The organism is Moraxella sp. ZY200743 (assembly GCF_050885545.1).
GTDB classification, from domain to species: domain Bacteria; phylum Pseudomonadota; class Gammaproteobacteria; order Pseudomonadales; family Moraxellaceae; genus Moraxella; species Moraxella haemolytica.
Genome location: NZ_CP091313.1, coordinates 103171 through 119987, shown reverse-complemented (window position 1 = coordinate 119987; position 16817 = coordinate 103171). Strand labels below are relative to the sequence as shown.

Sequence of the window (16817 nt, the reverse complement as noted above, 5' to 3'; positions counted from 1 at the left end):
GGTTGATAGGTTTTGACGGTGGTTTGTGGCAAGGGTTGTCTTGGCAAATAACACAAAAACCGCCTTAAAAGACGGTTTTGCATCAATTCATTGATTATTGATAATTGGCGATATCAGCACGCAATTTAGCAAGTCTTTCATCGTTTAACAGCTCGCCTTGCTCATCGTACAAATCTGCGTCAATATCGCTAGCAATCATCTGTGCGGTCGATACCATGCTATCAAAACCACGCAAAGCGTAAGGATGTGGCAATGACAAGAACAACAAAATGGTATTAAAACGACTTTCTGATAAAGTGTTTAGGTCAAAAGATTGCACGCCTGCATCATTCGCCCCAAGCATACTAAACCACAAATCACCTGTGCCATTCTCATGTTCGTAACGATGGAACATCTCCATTACACCGTATTTTAGCCCATATTCACGCACCAGCCCCAAGATACTCTTACCTGGCAAGCCCGTAAAAAAATTGCGTGGCGTGATGACAATGGTTACAGTATCTTTAGCGTTTAATAATGGTCCATTGTTTTGATCAGAGCTGACTTCCTGAGATAAGTATCTGTCTATTAGCGGTGCTTTTTGTTCGCTAGCAGGCTGAGTCAATTCAGTTGCTTCTTGGAAGTCTGGCACATCCAAATCATGAACTTGCTCGTCCAGACCGCTCACCTGAGTGGAGTTTTGGTCAATTGGTGCTTCATAAATTGCTGACGCCTTAGTGGGCGACTCCGGCGTCCTATCGGCATTTACTACAGGCGATGATGCAGCGACCGCCGCCATATTACTTAGTGCATCTGTATCTTCATCATCTTGTGGCGTCGCTTTAGTGGCTGTTTGCGACATACGCTCATCTCTTGGTGTGATGGGCAAACCGTCCTTGTGCTGAACATCTGTTTCAACATCACCCACCTGCTTCGCCTTAATAAGACGCACTACCGCTAGCACAATCAAAATCAGCCCAGCAACCATAGCCAGTATGGTCATGAGCAATTGCACACTTTGTTCCATAATTACCCCAGTTTATTCGTCTTCAGATGAGACTCAAAAAGTCAGTCAATAAATACGCATAGTCTATCACGATGTGCTTGATTCGTCATCTATTTGTTCAGAAAATCAACCAATTTTATTGTATTTTAGCACAACTCATATAATCATTTCCCAAACACCAAAAACCGCCCCCATAAGGACGGTTTTTGAGCACATTGTAAAGCACAAATATGATTAGGCTTTTTTACCACGGCTTGCAAACGCACCAAAACGCTTGTTGAAGCTGGCAACACGACCTTCGTTAGATGCCTTGCGTTGCTCACCAGTGTAGAATGGGTGAGAAGCACTTGAGATATCAAGCGGGAAATATGGGTACTCTTTACCTTCGTATTCACGAGTTGCTTTAGTGGCAACGGTTGAGCGAGTTAGGAAGTACACATCAGCATTGGTGTCGTGAAATAGAACTTCTTTGTAATCTGGGTGAATGTCTTTACGCATGATAATTGTCCAATAAACCTAAGCACTAATAAAAACTGCCCGCAAAACCAATTCTTAGGCAATCAAACATAGCCACGCCATCACCAACCAACTTTGGTATGTCGCACCATGCCTTATCATCTATTAGCCAACTTAAGTGGGAAAAATGAACCGATATTATAACAAAGGCATACCCACTTTTCAACTAAAAATAAGCTAGCTTTTGCCCAGATTATTATTGGTGGTCGCTTTCCATCTCAACTCGAGTACGAAATTTTTGACCCGCCTTAAAAGTAACTACTCGCCTTGCTTTGACAGGAATGCTTTCGCCAGTTTTTGGATTTCTACCCGGTCTTGGTTTTTTGTCTTTTAGTACAAAATTGCCAAAGCCTGAGATTTTAACCTCTCTGCCATCTGCCAAATTTTGACTAATTTCTTCAAAAAACTTATCGACAATTTGCCTAGCATCTTGGCGAGTGATGCGTAGGCGAATGGTCAAGCGGTCAATCATATCAGCCTTGGTTAATGCACTCATGATTTTTCCTTGTTATCCCATTGTACCTTCAGTTGATGTGTTAATCAGCCGTCACGAAGCTGCACGCCGTGTTTGTCAGTTAAAACCTTGACGACATCATCCATTGCGGTCTTGATGGCTTCGTCTTCAAGTGTGGCATCGGCATTTTGAAATAACATCGCAAACGCCAATGATTTTTTACCCTCTGGTAAATGCTCGCCTTGATAGACATCAAACAGCCACAAATCGCTCAAATATTGCCCTGCCGCCCCACGAATATCCGCAATCAAATCTTGCCAGACCACCGAAGTATCCGCCAAAAATGCCAAATCACGGCGAACGCTTGGGAATTTACTTGGTGAATGAATGGTATTTTTTGCACGATGCAGGTCAATCAAACTCTCTAAAGCAAATTGTGCTACCCATACACTAGGCAAATCAAGTGCTTTGGCAATACTTGGGTGCAACTGACCAAACCAACCTAGTTTTTCTCCATTCACTACCAGATAAGCACTTTGACCAGGATGCAAGAACGCCAAATCCGCTCGTTGGTATTCAACTGCACTCTTATCTAGACGCTTTGGCAATAGACTTTCAATATCATGCTTTAAATCAAAAAAGTCCATTTCTCGCTTGTCATAAATGCCCTCATCTGCCACAAGACCTGTAGCAACGATAGCAAGACTTGGGGTCTGTACCAAATCTTTGATGTCTTGACCAATAAACGATAACCCTGTTTCAAACAGACGCACACGAGATTGTTGGCGTTTTAGATTATACGATACCACAGGCAACATACTAGATAGCAAAGTACGACGCATCACCGCAAGCTCTGATGAAATCGGGTTGGCAAGTGGCAGAACCGATCCCAACTGATCATCATTGAATAGTGCCTCAATCTTGGCATCGCTAAAGCTAAAACTCACTGCCTCAAAATAACCTGAAGTCGCCAATACTGCCTTGATGGCATAAGTCAAATCTGCCGTATCGTCATGACTCATGTCCACCGCAAAACTTGGTAAAGTCGCCTCAATCTTATCATAACCATAGATACGAGCCACCTCTTCAACCACATCTTCGGCAATGCTTATGTCAAAACGATGACTTGGTGGCTGACAGATAAGACCATCACCGTTGATTGTACTATCAATTCCCAAGCGATTTAAGATATCTAGCACTTCATCAGCAGATGGCTTAATGCCCAATAGCTGTTCAATCTTAGCTAACGGTAGATGAATTGCCTCACGCTTAGGCAGTTTTTGTGTGTTTTCAACGGTGGTAATCTGACCTGCCTCACCGCCTGCAATATCACAAATCAATGCTGTGGCACGGTTTATTGCCGTCAATGGCAACTCAAAATCCACGCCTCGTTCAAATCGCTGGCTGGCATCGGTATGTAGCCCAAAGCGTCTGGCTCGTGCTGCGATGGCAAGCTGATGAAAATGTGCCGACTCAAGCACGATATTGGTCGTCTCATCGCTAACAGCAGAACGCAGCCCTCCCATGATACCTGCCAAGGCAAGCACACCTTCATCATCGGCAATGACCAGCTCATCACCTGTCAAAGTAATGCTTTGCTCATTGAGTAGTACCACCTGTTCTTGTTTTTGTGCCAGTCGTACGACAATATCGCCTACGATTTTATCAGCATCAAAGGCGTGAAGTGGCTGACCAAGCTCTAATAGCACATAGTTGGTAACATCAACCAAAAAGTTGTGTGTACGCACCCCTGACGCTGTCAAATGCTCCATCAACCAAGCAGGACTTTTAACCGTGCGGTCGATATTACCAATATACTGGGCTAAATAGCGTGGGCAAGCATCATCACTGAGCACCTTAACGCTGGGAGTCTGGCTAATGCTTGGGGCAACCTGAGTGATGACTGGGTGATTTAATGACAAACGGTTAATCACCGAAATCTCACGAGCAATACCTAATGCACTAAAACAGTCGCCACGATTTGGTGTGATGGCAATGTCAAAAATCATGGCATCTAAATTTAAATATTCTCGCACACAGACACCGATGGGTGCATCAGGCGACAACTCAAGCAAGCCATCAATTTCATCAACCAAGCCAATCTCTGAAGCACCGCATAGCATGCCTTGAGATTCTACACCACGCAGTTTGCCTTTTTTAATTTTAAACTCTTTGCCGTCAACCGGTGGCAATACCGCACCCACTGTCGCTACCGCTACTTTTAACCCTGCTCGCACATTCGGTGCACCGCACACAATTTGTAGCAGTTCTGGTTGACCGATATTGACGGTCGTAACACGCAAACGATCAGCATCTGGATGCTGTTCACAGGTAATAACCTCCCCAACCACCACACTACTAAATGGCGGTGCAACCATCTGGGCATCATCAAGTTCAAGCCCTGCCATCGTCAGTTGTTCGCCAAGCTCTGCTGAAGTGTTGGTGGGGTTTACCCATTGTCTTAGCCAATTTTCGCTGATTTTCATAAATTTCTCAAAACTCTATTTTGTGTCAATATTCATCAAGATTGGGCCTGCCACTCATTTTGACCGCTTCCATTCATCAGTCGCCCAATTCTTAGGCGAATTGCTTTAAAAATCTGATGTCATTTTGGAAAAATAAACGCAAGTCATTCACACCATAATACAGCATGGCAAAGCGTTCAATCCCAAGACCAAAAGCAAATCCTGTATACTCGTCAGGGTCAATGCCACAGTTACGCAGCACCTGTGGATGAACCATACCACAGCCCAGAACCTCTAGCCATTTGCCATTGTCTGATAAGATATCCACTTCAGCAGATGGTTCGGTAAATGGGAAGAAAGATGGGCGAAAACGAACGGTCATCTGTTTGCCAAAAAAAGCATTTAAAAACTCATGAATCACACCTTTTAACTCAGCAAAGTTAGATGATTTAGAAATCATCAAGCCCTCCATCTGATGAAACATTGGTGAATGCGTCTGGTCGCTATCGGAGCGATACACACGCCCAGGGCAGATGATGCGAAGTGGTGGCTCCGATTTCTCCATCGTGCGAATCTGCACACCTGAAGTATGTGTACGCAGCAGATAATTGGCATCAAAATAAAAAGTATCGTGCATCGATCGAGCAGGGTGATGATCTGGGATATTAAGTGCCTCAAAGTTATAATAATCACTCTCCACCTCAGGACCTGTCGCCACGCTAAATCCTGCCTGAGTAAAGAACTGCTTCATACGCTCGGTTACCTGCGTAATGGGATGCAGTCCACCAATCGCCACACCTCGTGCTGGCAAACTGACATCAACTGTCTCACTGGCAAGTTTAGCATTTAGGGCGTTTTGTGCCAAAAGCTGTCCACGCTCATCAAATGCTACGGTTATCTTGGTGCGTAACTCATGCAAATATGCACCGTAGGTTTTTTTGCCATCAGCATCTAAAGAACCCATCTGCTTGGACAAGATGGTGATGTCGCTTTTTTTGCCTTGCAAGGCAACTTTAAGTTCTTGCAGCTCTGTTTCACTTTGAGCGTGCTGGATTAATGAGCAAGCCGATTCGCCAAATGTAGCAAAATCCTGCTCTGTAAGATTCGCTAAAGGCTGATTCAAGGTGGGTATTGTGGTCATAAATGTACAACTTTTATCAGATTTTTTATAGAAAAATAAACAACTTATTGTAAATAATTCATTTTCAAATATCAATAAGCGATTTGCTTTGGTTACAATAATTATTCTGCCAATCAACAAATACCAATGGGCACAACCACTCTTAAAAATCATTTTATGTAAAAAAATTTTACAATTTTTCAAAACCCTGTTGACATAATTGTCTTAAATTTGTATATTTAGATTGCATTTTTGATACTTTATTGTAGAATTGCAAATTTTTGCTGTCGCACTATTACACTTTTTGGACTAAAGTCACTGATGGTGCATGGATTATCAGCCACAAGGAAACACTTCTATGAAACATTCTGTTTTAGCTACTTCTCTCAAAGTCGCCACCCTAGCCAGCATTGCAACACTTTCTACTGTCGCCATTGCTGCCCCCGACATCTATGGTCAAATTCGTATGTCTTTTGCAAGTGAAAGTGCCGAAACCACCAAAAATGGTATTACCACCAAAGACTCGGCTCGACCCAAGTTTACAACAGGTAACTCTCGTATCGGCTTTAAAGGTTCAGAAAAGCTCAAAGATAAACTTGACCTAGAATATCGCTTAGAGTATCGAGTTGATGTCGCTGAAAGTACTAGTGCCAACTTTTCTGCTCGTCAAGGTTGGATTGCCTTAAACCATGCAGATTATGGCCGTCTACAAGCAGGTCGCACCATCTCAAAAGACGATGATCTTGTTACAGGCAATGCATGGCTATGGGGGACAGGCATTGGTCCATTTTCTGGCCATGCAGGTAACTGGGTAAATAATAGCTTTTTATATACTACACCAAAATTCAACAGCGACACTACTACCGCATTCATACACTATGGTATGGATGAAGGTAAAAAAGGTTCGCGCTCTTTTATTACTTTTAAAAATGGAGAGGAAAAATCAGTTGATCGTGATTTTGTCATTGTCGGTGCTCAATACACTAAAGATAAAACCTCACTAAATGTCGCTTATACTCGTGCAGGCAATGACCTAAATTCACTACTTGGTTCTGGTGAATATACAATTAACGACCAATGGTCGGTGCATGGCACAGCTCAATACACCGACTACAATAGCAATGATAACGAGCTTGCATTGTTTACTGGTGTAGCTTACAAACCCAAAGACTCTGTAACCACTTGGGCTGAGATCTCTTATACCGATAACTATAAAGGTTATGGTGATGGAGAGGTAGTTGGTCTGAATGTGGGTGCCTCTTATGATGTCAGCAAAAATCTACTTGGTTTTGCTAATGTCGGTTTTTCTAAAGAAGAATATAATAAAACCAAAGTTGATAAAAAAGGTGTTGAGTTAGGTGCAGTATATCGCTTCTAACACCCTACCATCATCTCCATAGGTAAAGTTAGAAAATAGCCCACTCATTGAGTGGGCTTGTTTATAGACCAATCATTCAAATAAGCAACTACCCACTTTCAAAACGCAGGTAAATAAAAAACCGCAACACGGAGTATTGCGGTTTTTAAATTTAGTCGAAACTAAATATATGCTTAGACTTATGCCAAAGCAGATTTTGCTTTTGCGCAGATTGCAGTGAATGCTGCTGCATCATGCATGGCGATGTCTGCTAGAATACGGCGGTCAATCTCAATGCTTGCCTTTTTAAGACCATTGATAAGACGGCTGTATGACAAACCATTTAGACGAGCACCTGCATTAATACGAGCAATCCACAGACGGCGGAAAGAGCGTTTTTTGTTACGGCGGTCACGGTATGCGTATTGACCTGCTTTCATCACAGCTTGTACAGCAACACGATACACACGAGAGCGAGCACCGTAGTAACCTTTTGCACGAGCCAGAACTTTTTTATGACGGCGGTTAGCCTGTACACCACGTTTTACACGAGCCATTATATTCTCCTAAATTAAATGTATGGGCACATACGGCGGATTGATGGAACATCAGCGACATGAACCATCACGCAACCACGAAGTTGGCGGATACGCTTAGGAGACTTTTTGGTCAAGATGTGGCGTTTGAAGGCTTGCTTACGCTTAAAACCATTAGCGGTTTTTTTAAAACGCTTAGCTGCACCACGCTTGGTTTTTAATTTTACTTTCATGGTAACCTCTTTGTTAAAGGTTGGTTGTCCAACCGATGAACCTTTTTGTCAATTTGTTCAAAACAAATAACGGAAGGTGGGAGCAACATTATAAAAGATAACAAAATAAATTGCAAGACTTGACTATGACAAATAATACAAACCAGCAGATGTTTTATCTCATTTAGATTAGTCAGATCATTAGATAGTGTGCTAAAATATCGCAAAATAGGAGATAATGATGAACTATCTTAACGCTCTACGATTTAATGCCGATGGGCTGATTCCTGCCATTGCCCAAGACCGTGATACAGGGCAAATTCTAATGTTGGCATGGCAAAACCGTGAAGCACTGACACTTACCGCACAAACAGGGCAAGCAGTGTACTACTCTCGCTCTCGCAATCAGCTATGGCATAAAGGCGAAAGCTCAGGTCATACTCAAATTGTTCATGAAATACGCACCGATTGTGATAAAGATGTCATCGTGCTAATCATTACGCAGATTGGTGATATCGCATGCCATACAGGGCGTCGCTCATGCTTTTATGACAAGCTAGATACCACTGAAGGCAGATGGATAACCGTGGATCAGGTCATCAAAAATCCTGATGAGATTTATGGTAGGTCTCACAGCTCAACAAGCAACCAAGCCGACCATGTTCACAACAAAAACACCACGGCCACTCTTTGCATAGATAACATCATCGCAAAACTAGATGATATCCTAGCAGAAAGAAAACTTGCTGACAAAGACAGCTCTTATGTGGCAAGTTTATACCACAAAGGATTAAACAAAATCCTAGAAAAAGTAGGCGAAGAAGCAACTGAATCCATCATCTCTGCCAAAGAACTGCAACTTGTTCGCACCCAAGGCGTTGATGATGACAAGGCGGCATCCGAGCTTGTCTATGAAGTGGCGGACACTTGGTTTCATGGTTTGGTCGCCTTGCACCACTTGGGCTTATCAGGGCAGGCAGTACTAGATGAGCTTGGCAGACGCTTTGGGTTGTCGGGCATTGATGAAAAAAATAGCCGTACAGTACAGTCATAACAGCCAAATGAGCTAAATTTTCATCATTTTATTAAAATTTTGTGTTAGACTATTTTTAAAACAACAAAGTAATCTTTTAAGGATGGGTTATGGGTAGTTTTTCAATCACGCATTGGATCATTTTATTATTGGTAGTGGTGGTAATCTTTGGCACAAGCAAACTTAAAAATGCAGGCAAAGATTTAGGTTCTGCTGTTAAAGGTTTTAAGGATGCTGTTAAAGATGAAGACAAACCTAAACTTTCTGACAGCGACAATAAACCCATAATCGCTGAAATCAAAGAAATCAAAAACGACAAGCCAAGCGACAGCTGATCACTTAGGATTTATTTGTGGCAAATCTTGGTTTTTTTGAGCTGACTTTATTTGGCATCATTGCACTCATCGTGCTTGGTCCTGAAAAACTGCCATTGGCAGCACGCACACTGGGCAAATGGTACGGCAAATTTCGCCGTATGTCAGCACGCCTGCAAAGTGAGTTTGTCAGCGAAATGCAGCTTTTAGAAGTTCAAGAAGAACTCAAAGCCGAGCTTGCCAAAATCAAAGAGTCAGAAGCGGCAATGAAACAGCAAGTAGTCAAGCTCCAACGCACCATAGATCAGACCGAACAAACCGCTCACACCAACAAACACCACATTCTAGAAAGCTGGCAAACAAGCACAAATGATGATGAATCACCAATCCACCATCACAACGCCCAAAAAACAGCAGTACTTGAAACCGCATTTAATATGCCAATGGTGAACCGCTGGTTCTTATTGGGCGAGTATGACAAAAAACGCCGTCTGCCACCACCGCCTTTTTTACCCAATCATCAAGCAGATAAACTGCTACATCAGGGGGGTGCGTGAGCGATTTAACCCCTGATATCAACATCTCCAAGCAACACACACCCAGTCATGAAGGCGATATGCCATTCATGGCACACTTTGCTGAGCTACGGACTCGCTTTATTCGTATGTTTTTGGTGGTCATCGTGGTGTTCTTGGCATTGATTGGATTTAGCCGAGAATTATATGATTTTATCTCAAACCCACTGGTTGCTCTATTGCCCAAAGAAGCCAGTCTCATCGCCACTGATGTCGCATCTGGGTTTTTAGCACCAATTAAACTAACCTTTTTTGTGTCGCTATTTTTGACTGTGCCGTTTATTCTTGCACAGATTTGGGGCTTTGTTTCACCTGCTCTTTATAAGCACGAAAAACGAGCCGCCTTACCATTACTATTATCTGCCATCATACTATTTTATGTGGGTGTGGCGTTTGCTTATTTTGTGGTGCTTGTTCCTGCACTCAAATTTTTTGTGATGTTTGCACCTGATAATGTCCTACCAATGACAGACATTCAAAGCTATCTTGATTTTGTGATTAAGCTTTTTGCTGTATTTGGAGTGATGTTTGAGATACCTGTGGCAATCTTGCTATTGGTGCTAATGCGTATCATCAGCCCAAAAGCGTTGGCGGATAAACGACGCTATATCATCGTTGGTTGTTTTTTTATTGCTGCCATCGTTACACCACCTGATGGAGCAAGTATGCTCATGCTTGCCATTCCAATGTGCCTACTGTTTGAGTTTGGTCTATTGATGGCAAAGATTTTGGTCAAAGAACCCTCCCCTAAAGACGCTATTTCTCAAGCAAACGATAAGCCATAATCTTTGTCAATCTTGACATCATAAGTCAAGCCGACAACCTTACAAAACTATGCTATAATGATGCGGTTTTGTCATCAGTTAATCTGCCCATGAGTTCAGCCACCACCTACGCACCCACCGATGAGCAGCTTGCTGCCTTACAGATGGCAATGACAGGACAATCATTCAAAATCGTTGCCTATGCAGGTGCAGGTAAAACCACCACCTTAAAACTCATCAGCGACCACATGAATGGTCGGGGGCTGTACCTAGCATTCAACAAGTCCATCGCCAACGAAGCTCAGAGCAAATTCCCAAGAAATGTACGCTGCCAGACCTTCCACTCTCTTGCTTATCGCCATGTTAATCGTGATGTAACCGCCAAGGTTAGTCTACCACGCCTAACGCCCAGCCGACTGGCTAGCGAGCTAAATTTATCCGCCATTCAAGTGGAAAGAAAGATAGACGGTGTTAACAAATCAGTTACGCTCACCCCCGCCAAACTTGCCAATATCGTCAGTGAAGGCTTGACCAATTTTTGTAAAACATCGAGTGCCTATCCTGCCCCACGCCACATCACTCCACCATCATGGCTAAGCCAAGCTGATGGTGAACACTTGCAAGAGCTACTATACCCTGCCCTAGAAATGCGATGGTTACAATCTATTGACCCACGCCATCAGTCAGGCATCGGACACGACATTTACCTAAAACTATGGACACTATCTAACCCCATCATTCCTGCTGACTTTATTTTATTTGATGAAGCACAAGACGCAGACCCCTTGATGATGGGTGCACTCATTCGCCAAGACAAACAAACCATTTATGTAGGCGATGCCCATCAACAAATTTATGAATGGCGTGGGGCATTAAATGCCATGAAACGCCTACCTTATCCACAGACCCTACTAACGCAATCGTTTCGCTTTGGTGATGAGATTGCCAAAGTTGCCAATATATTTTTAACCGCCCTACAAGAAGAAACCCCCCTAAAAGGCAACCCTGCCATCTCAAGCCGTATTGCCAAACTGCTTGCTCAGGGGAAAAAAGATGCGATTTTGTGTCGTACCAACGCCACTGCTATCAGCCATTTACTAACAGGGCTAAAAGCAGGGCATAAAGTCGCCCTACAAGCTGATAGTGAGCGAATTTTACGGTTTTGTCATGCCGCCGAGAGCCTAAAAACAGGTAAATCTGCCTATGGCGTGCCTGAGCTTGCTTTTTTTAAGCATTGGGGAGAAGTGCAAGAATTTAGCGAGACAGGCGAAGGGTCTGATTTAAAAACTTGGGTAAAGCTCATCGAAGAGCATGGCACACAGACAATCTCCAGTGCCATTAAAAGTCTAACCACCCAAAGCCACGCAGATTATGTGGTTTCCACCGCCCACAAAGCAAAGGGGCTGGAATGGTCTCGTGTACAAATTAGCGATGATTTTTTGTACGACATCAATCGCCACACCATCAAAATCTCTCCTGAAGAATTACGCTTACTGTATGTCGCTTGCACTCGTGCCAAAGAAGTCCTAGACATACACCATATTGGTGATTTGATGGCAAGTTTAGCACTTGATGATAAAAAATTGATTTATAAATAATTTTAGCCGACCCCATGAACACATTTTCACACCTATTCACCCACCCTGTTCGCCTACTTGCACCAATGGAAGGGCTGACCGACCCACTCATGCGGCGGATATTAACTGACATCGCCACACGACTTGGCACACCCTATGACTGGTCTGTCAGTGAGTTCATTCGGGTAACGCATTATCCTTTGCCTGCTCATGTATTCTACAAATATGTGCCAGAGTTACACACCGATGGCAAAACAGCAAGTGGCACACCCATTCATGTACAGCTACTGGGCAACAACCCTGACACCATGAGCCAAAGTGCTGCCACCGCCATCTCACTTGGGGCACACGCCATTGACCTGAATTTTGGTTGTCCTGCCAAGACAGTCAATAACCACAAAGGCGGTGCGGTGCTACTAGATGAGCCAGAGAGTATTCATCGCATCATCCATGCTGTACGCCACAGCACGCCTTCCTTTACGCCTGTTTCTGCCAAGATTCGGCTAGGCTATACCGACACCTCCAAGATGAAAGAAATTGGCGACGCCGTCCGCAGTGCTGGTGCCAGCTGGCTAACCATTCATGCCCGCACCAAAACACAAGGATATAAACCACCTGCCTATTGGGAGCTTATTGAACCTTTTACCACTTTAGACTTACCCATCATCGCCAACGGTGAGATTTGGACAGCAGATGATGCTCACCGCTGTATGATTCGCTCTAATACACCCCATCTTATGCTTGGTCGTGGTGCGGTTACTCGTCCTGATTTGATTGCCCAGATTCATAATCAAAACATTGAACTAAGCTGGCAGGCACTCGTTGACGCTCAAATTGAATTTTTAGATGACGACACAGACAATCAATCAGGCTTAATTGGTCGCTATAAGCAATGGCTTGGCATGCTCACCAAAGGCTATCTTGAAGCAGAAACGCTGTGGCACACCATCAAACGCCTAAAAAATAAAGACACCATCATTGACGCTCTAACAACAAGTCGCAATACATCTGACTGACTACTCGTCCCCCAAAATTAAAATCCGCCCATATGCTCTTGTCAAAGCAGGAAAATGGGCGTATAATGCTTTTTGAAGGTTATGTTATAACATTTATAAGGAAACATCATGCAAGTGCTATCTTCACTAAAATCCGCCAAAAATCGCCACGAAGACTGCCAAGTCGTCCGTCGTCGTGGACGCACCTTTGTGATTTGCAAATCAAATCCTCGCTTTAAAGCCGTGCAAGGTGGCAAAAAGAAAAAATAACAGCCCGGTAGGTAAGTTAAAATACCGCTTATATCAAGCGGTATTTATAAACCTTAAAACCACACCAATATTTACAACATTAACAAAAAAATACCGCCTTGACGGCAGTATTGATTACGCTTCAGCTAAATCTTGTGATAAACTTCAGCAAATGGCACACGAAACCTATCTCCCCAAACGCCCTTATCGCTCCGCACACCACAAGAAACCACCATGTTAATCTCGCTACTTTTTGGTAGGTTTAGTAGCTCCTTAATCACACGACCATCAAAGCCTTCCATCGGACAAGTATCCAAGCCCTTCTCGCTCATCGCCAGCATGAAAGTCTGAGCAACAAGACCACAGCTTTTGTGCATGACGATACGCATATCATCAAACGAGATTTCCGACTGAATGGGGCGAAACTTACCAACCGTACGAGCCAGCGCCTCACGAGCTTTTGGGATAAATCGGCTTTGGTTGTACAACAGTGGCATCAAGCGATTATAATAAGTATCAAACCGCTTAATCCTAGAGGCGACTTTATCGACAGGGCTGTAGTTTTGAATATTTTGTTTTTCAAAATCAAACACCGTCTTAGCTCGTACTCGGTGCAAATCAGGACGAATAACAAAAACCACCAATTGATTGGCGGTGGCTGCTGCTCCTTGTGATAAGCAGGCTTTGGCAATTTGACCGAGCATGGCTTTATCTGTAATGTGATAAAACTCATACAACTGCATATTTGAACTGGTGGGTGCTAAGGTGGCAAGCTCAAGGCAATGCTTAACCATCGCATCGTCAATATCCACAGGCAAATAATCACGAACAGAACGGCGATATTTCAAAATATCATGCAGACTCATCTTATCTCCAATATCATAAGGCTTACATCAATACGATGCTCTAAGACTGCATCTATTCTAGTCAAATTTTTTACAATTTGCCATCACATTTTATGCTACACTAACGACCTTTTTTCAAATGAACCCCAACATCTTGATTTATCAGACAAATCATTGCCATGCCACAGCACACACCCTCCCCAACCCACCAGCTAAACCGTGAAGCCAAATGGTCAGTTTATCTCACCCTTTTATATCTTATTGGGTGGGTTGTTTTTGGCTATTTCATGCCTGATGGCACAGGATTTTTAGGTTTTCCATTATGGTTTGAGCTAAGCTGTATTGTCCTGCCCATCTTATTTGTTTTGATTAGCCTTGCTGTCTTAAAGACAGTATATAAAGAGATGGATTTGGAAGGTCATGACAAACTCAATGATGATAATGATTTAGGGGGTCATGTATGAACATCAACATTCATATTCTGATACCTTTTGGTCTGTATTTGTTTTTTGTCTTTGCGGTGGCGTGGCACGCTTATCAAAAACGCTCATCAGGCGAATTTTTGAGTGAGTACTATGTTGGCTCTCGCTCTATGGGTGGTTTCGTACTGGCGATGACGACAGTGGCGACTTACATCTCGGCAAGCTCATTCATTGGAGGACCTGGTGCAGCATATAAATATGGTCTAGGCTGGGTGCTACTATCTATGATACAAGTCCCAGCGATATGGCTAACTCTTGGCACGCTAGGCAAAAAATTTGCCATCTTGGCTCGCAAGACAAGCAGTATCACGATTAACGACCTACTCTATGCTCGCTACCAAAACAAAGTTGTGGTATGGCTGGCTTGCCTATCCTTATTGCTTGCATTCTTTGGCATGATGGTGGTACAGTTTATTGGTGCAGGTCGTCTCTTGGAAGCCACACTAGGACTACCTTATGAACTATCCATTGGTGTGTTCGCCTTCGTGATTGGGCTTTATACCTTTATTGGTGGATTTAGAGCGGTGGTCTTAACTGACACCGTGCAAGGTCTGGTGATGATGATTGGTACGGTGCTGCTGCTGGGTGGTACAGTGATGGCAACAGGCGGTATTGATAGTGCCATGACAACCTTACATAGCATTGACCCACGCCTGCTTATGCCCACAGGCGTTGATGATAAACTATCAGCGACCTTTATGCTCTCGTTTTGGGTGCTTGTGTGTTTTGGTTTGATTGGGCTACCTCACACCGCCATTCGTGCAATGGCATATAAGGACAGTCGCTCGCTCCATCGTGGGATATTGGTTGGCACGATGGTCATGGGTGTACTGGTCTTAGGTATGCACCTAGCAGGGGTGTTGGCTCGGGCTGTCATACCAGAGCTTGATGTACCTGACAAGGTCATTCCAACTCTCATGATGACGGTATTACCACCCTTTGTGGCAGGGGTGTTTTTAGCAGCCCCCATGGCAGCAATCATGTCATCAATTGACTCCATGCTGATTCAGTCATCAAGCACACTCATCAAGGATTTATACTTATCTATCAGACCTGAAGAGGTTCAACATGAAGCGAAAATCAAACGCTATTCCACTCTTCTGACGCTCATCTTTACCGTGATTTTGGCAGCTGTCGCCATGTTCAATCCGCCCGATATGCTCATTTGGCTAAATCTTTTATCCTTTGGTGGGCTTGAAGCGACTTTCTTGTGGGTGTTGATCTTTGGGTTGTATTACAAAAAAGCCAATGCCATAGGAGCTATTGCCTCCATGCTATCAGGACTGACCTGCTACATTATCTTTGCTTATTTTAAAATCAGCTTTTGGGATTTGCACGCTGTAGTGCCTACACTCATTATTGGGCTTGTGGCATTTTTGGTGGGCAATAAACTAGGAGAATAATGATAAAAAATTGGGTGGCTATTGATTGGTCATCAAGGCAATAGCCTAACATGGCGGTCGGTTCATCGTCCATCAACTCATCAAAAAGTATCAGCCACTATTGAGTGATGACAAAAAACGATTGGCTCAACTTAAAACTACTGTTAATTGTTAACCTAAAAATACAAGTGGCGTTGCAATCTTGATTTGGTTAATCACAACGCCAACTTTAAGACTCTATTGGCAAGATTTTAGATTGCCAGTTCAAATCGTGCGTTATTTGACACGCACACGATATTTGACGACCGCTGTCGCACCAATACCCAAATCCTCAACCGTCCAGCGTAATGCCTTGTAGTAGCTCAGTGGTAACTCTCGAACCTGTCCGTTGATGTTAGCACGAATCGGCATATGAACAAAACGCTGACCATCAGTGCTTGCCTTCACAATGGCAGGCTCAACCGCACCAACAAGCTCCACCCCCTCAGGAATGTTTAGTGTCGCTATCATGCTACGCACACGGTTGGTGTCTTGGTTGGTGAATAGCCCTTGATATTCCACAATCTCGCCACGAGCTACATTATCACTTGCGGTCAATGGTTGCAAGACTTCTTTTCCTGTTGCATCTTGATGAACCAAGAACGCATTCACTCTTTGGTCAATCTGTAGGATATCAGATGCCTGCTGTGCGTTTTTTGGCGTAGGCAACATGGCATGGGCAGAGATACCCATTGTTGTCAAGGCAACAGCGAACATGGTGTTAAACATGGCATTGCGTAATTTCATCATTTCTCCCCTCAAAAAAAGTATCATAAAAAATTGGTATTATCATACCATGAATTGCACTTGAAAGTCCGTCAAATTGTATCCTAAATAAAACAATCATGTATGATTTTTTTCACCATTACTCCTTTTTTTGCATACACCAATCATTAAGCCTAAGATGATAGATTGAT

19 protein-coding genes are annotated in these 16817 nt (G+C 43.4%); 10 read left to right on the top strand and 9 right to left on the bottom strand.

Going from position 1 to position 16817, the window contains the following annotated elements; translation table 11 throughout:
• Positions 1-94: 94 nt before the first annotated feature.
• The 5 genes from L3D27_RS00485 to pheS form a co-directional block, all read right to left on the bottom strand.
• Positions 95-982, bottom strand: a complete 888-nt coding sequence (locus L3D27_RS00485; RefSeq protein ID WP_432481261.1) for a cell division protein ZipA C-terminal FtsZ-binding domain-containing protein — start codon at positions 980-982, stop codon at positions 95-97.
• 237 nt (positions 983-1219) lie between these two features.
• Positions 1220-1483 carry a type B 50S ribosomal protein L31 gene (locus tag L3D27_RS00480; protein WP_284673765.1) on the bottom strand — a complete coding sequence of 88 codons (264 nt, stop codon included), beginning with the start codon at positions 1481-1483 and terminating at the stop codon, positions 1220-1222.
• A 214-nt stretch (positions 1484-1697) separates the two neighbouring features.
• On the bottom strand, positions 1698-1997 hold the full coding sequence (locus tag L3D27_RS00475; RefSeq protein ID WP_284673764.1) for an integration host factor subunit alpha: 300 nt from the start codon (positions 1995-1997) through the stop codon (positions 1698-1700).
• A 44-nt stretch (positions 1998-2041) separates the two neighbouring features.
• On the bottom strand, positions 2042-4441 hold the full coding sequence (pheT, locus tag L3D27_RS00470) for a phenylalanine--tRNA ligase subunit beta (RefSeq protein WP_432481260.1): 2400 nt from the start codon (positions 4439-4441) through the stop codon (positions 2042-2044).
• A 91-nt stretch (positions 4442-4532) separates the two neighbouring features.
• Positions 4533-5561, bottom strand: coding sequence for a phenylalanine--tRNA ligase subunit alpha (gene pheS / locus L3D27_RS00465; protein ID WP_432481259.1), 1029 nt, complete (start codon positions 5559-5561; stop codon positions 4533-4535).
• 337 nt (positions 5562-5898) lie between these two features.
• Here pheS and L3D27_RS00460 point away from each other — a divergent pair, with 337 nt between their 5' ends.
• Positions 5899-6918, top strand: coding sequence for a porin (locus L3D27_RS00460; RefSeq protein ID WP_284673761.1), 1020 nt, complete (start codon positions 5899-5901; stop codon positions 6916-6918).
• A gap of 179 nt (positions 6919-7097) precedes the next feature.
• Here the strand turns inward: L3D27_RS00460 and rplT are convergent, their stop codons facing one another.
• Together rplT and rpmI are read right to left on the bottom strand one after the other, a co-directional pair.
• On the bottom strand, positions 7098-7454 hold the full coding sequence (rplT, locus tag L3D27_RS00455; RefSeq protein WP_432481258.1) for a 50S ribosomal protein L20: 357 nt from the start codon (positions 7452-7454) through the stop codon (positions 7098-7100).
• Positions 7455-7468: 14 nt separating this feature from the next.
• Positions 7469-7666: a 50S ribosomal protein L35 gene (gene rpmI / locus L3D27_RS00450; RefSeq protein ID WP_029102391.1), complete on the bottom strand. Its 198-nt coding sequence runs from the start codon at positions 7664-7666 to the stop codon at positions 7469-7471.
• A gap of 217 nt (positions 7667-7883) precedes the next feature.
• On the opposite strand from rpmI, the gene hisIE reads away from it, so the two are divergent.
• From hisIE to ykgO, 7 genes are all read left to right on the top strand, one after another.
• Positions 7884-8699, top strand: coding sequence for a bifunctional phosphoribosyl-AMP cyclohydrolase/phosphoribosyl-ATP diphosphatase HisIE (gene hisIE, locus L3D27_RS00445; protein ID WP_432481257.1), 816 nt, complete (start codon positions 7884-7886; stop codon positions 8697-8699).
• Positions 8700-8788: 89 nt separating this feature from the next.
• Positions 8789-9013: a Sec-independent protein translocase subunit TatA gene (tatA, locus tag L3D27_RS00440; protein WP_284673759.1), complete on the top strand. Its 225-nt coding sequence runs from the start codon at positions 8789-8791 to the stop codon at positions 9011-9013.
• Positions 9014-9030: 17 nt separating this feature from the next.
• Positions 9031-9549, top strand: coding sequence for a Sec-independent protein translocase protein TatB (tatB, locus tag L3D27_RS00435; protein WP_373628501.1), 519 nt, complete (start codon positions 9031-9033; stop codon positions 9547-9549).
• Positions 9550-9608: 59 nt separating this feature from the next.
• Positions 9609-10352 carry a twin-arginine translocase subunit TatC gene (tatC, locus tag L3D27_RS00430; protein WP_432481843.1) on the top strand — a complete coding sequence of 248 codons (744 nt, stop codon included), beginning with the start codon at positions 9609-9611 and terminating at the stop codon, positions 10350-10352.
• Positions 10353-10441: 89 nt separating this feature from the next.
• Entirely contained in the window at positions 10442-11929 is a 1488-nt protein-coding gene (locus L3D27_RS00425; protein WP_373628525.1) for a UvrD-helicase domain-containing protein, read from the top strand.
• A gap of 14 nt (positions 11930-11943) precedes the next feature.
• Positions 11944-12924, top strand: a complete 981-nt coding sequence (locus L3D27_RS00420) for a tRNA dihydrouridine synthase (protein WP_284673756.1) — start codon at positions 11944-11946, stop codon at positions 12922-12924.
• Between the two features lie 108 nt (positions 12925-13032).
• Positions 13033-13173, top strand: coding sequence for a type B 50S ribosomal protein L36 (gene ykgO, locus L3D27_RS00415; protein ID WP_284673755.1), 141 nt, complete (start codon positions 13033-13035; stop codon positions 13171-13173).
• A gap of 125 nt (positions 13174-13298) precedes the next feature.
• Here the strand turns inward: ykgO and L3D27_RS00410 are convergent, their stop codons facing one another.
• Positions 13299-14018 carry a nitroreductase family protein gene (locus L3D27_RS00410; RefSeq protein WP_432481255.1) on the bottom strand — a complete coding sequence of 240 codons (720 nt, stop codon included), beginning with the start codon at positions 14016-14018 and terminating at the stop codon, positions 13299-13301.
• Between the two features lie 158 nt (positions 14019-14176).
• Here L3D27_RS00410 and L3D27_RS00405 point away from each other — a divergent pair, with 158 nt between their 5' ends.
• On the top strand, positions 14177-14461 hold the full coding sequence (locus L3D27_RS00405) for a YhdT family protein (RefSeq protein WP_432481254.1): 285 nt from the start codon (positions 14177-14179) through the stop codon (positions 14459-14461).
• Positions 14458-15882 (top strand): sodium/pantothenate symporter, encoded by a 1425-nt coding sequence (gene panF, locus L3D27_RS00400; RefSeq protein ID WP_432481253.1) that lies wholly within the window; start codon positions 14458-14460, stop codon positions 15880-15882. Before L3D27_RS00405 ends, panF begins: the two co-directional genes overlap by 4 nt.
• Positions 15883-16137: 255 nt before the next feature.
• Here the strand turns inward: panF and L3D27_RS00395 are convergent, their stop codons facing one another.
• A complete protein-coding gene (locus L3D27_RS00395; protein ID WP_432481252.1) occupies positions 16138-16650 on the bottom strand; it encodes a hypothetical protein in 513 nt (170 codons plus the stop codon).
• Between the last annotated feature and the right edge of the window lie 167 nt (positions 16651-16817).

Coding starts and splice junctions, on each gene's coding strand:
- L3D27_RS00420 (WP_284673756.1), top strand. CDS start 11,944: ATGAACACATTTTCACACCTATTCACCCACCCTGTTCGCCTACTTGCA.
- L3D27_RS00410 (WP_432481255.1), bottom strand. CDS start 14,018: ATGAGTCTGCATGATATTTTGAAATATCGCCGTTCTGTTCGTGATTAT.
- L3D27_RS00485 (WP_432481261.1), bottom strand. CDS start 982: ATGACCATACTGGCTATGGTTGCTGGGCTGATTTTGATTGTGCTAGCG.
- pheT (WP_432481260.1), bottom strand. CDS start 4,441: ATGAAAATCAGCGAAAATTGGCTAAGACAATGGGTAAACCCCACCAAC.
- ykgO (WP_284673755.1), top strand. CDS start 13,033: ATGCAAGTGCTATCTTCACTAAAATCCGCCAAAAATCGCCACGAAGAC.
- L3D27_RS00395 (WP_432481252.1), bottom strand. CDS start 16,650: ATGATGAAATTACGCAATGCCATGTTTAACACCATGTTCGCTGTTGCC.
- hisIE (WP_432481257.1), top strand. CDS start 7,884: ATGATGAACTATCTTAACGCTCTACGATTTAATGCCGATGGGCTGATT.
- tatA (WP_284673759.1), top strand. CDS start 8,789: ATGGGTAGTTTTTCAATCACGCATTGGATCATTTTATTATTGGTAGTG.
- L3D27_RS00405 (WP_432481254.1), top strand. CDS start 14,177: ATGCCACAGCACACACCCTCCCCAACCCACCAGCTAAACCGTGAAGCC.
- rpmI (WP_029102391.1), bottom strand. CDS start 7,666: ATGAAAGTAAAATTAAAAACCAAGCGTGGTGCAGCTAAGCGTTTTAAA.
- L3D27_RS00460 (WP_284673761.1), top strand. CDS start 5,899: ATGAAACATTCTGTTTTAGCTACTTCTCTCAAAGTCGCCACCCTAGCC.
- tatC (WP_432481843.1), top strand. CDS start 9,609: ATGCCATTCATGGCACACTTTGCTGAGCTACGGACTCGCTTTATTCGT.
- L3D27_RS00425 (WP_373628525.1), top strand. CDS start 10,442: ATGAGTTCAGCCACCACCTACGCACCCACCGATGAGCAGCTTGCTGCC.
- L3D27_RS00480 (WP_284673765.1), bottom strand. CDS start 1,483: ATGCGTAAAGACATTCACCCAGATTACAAAGAAGTTCTATTTCACGAC.
- L3D27_RS00475 (WP_284673764.1), bottom strand. CDS start 1,997: ATGAGTGCATTAACCAAGGCTGATATGATTGACCGCTTGACCATTCGC.
- pheS (WP_432481259.1), bottom strand. CDS start 5,561: ATGACCACAATACCCACCTTGAATCAGCCTTTAGCGAATCTTACAGAG.
- rplT (WP_432481258.1), bottom strand. CDS start 7,454: ATGGCTCGTGTAAAACGTGGTGTACAGGCTAACCGCCGTCATAAAAAA.
- panF (WP_432481253.1), top strand. CDS start 14,458: ATGAACATCAACATTCATATTCTGATACCTTTTGGTCTGTATTTGTTT.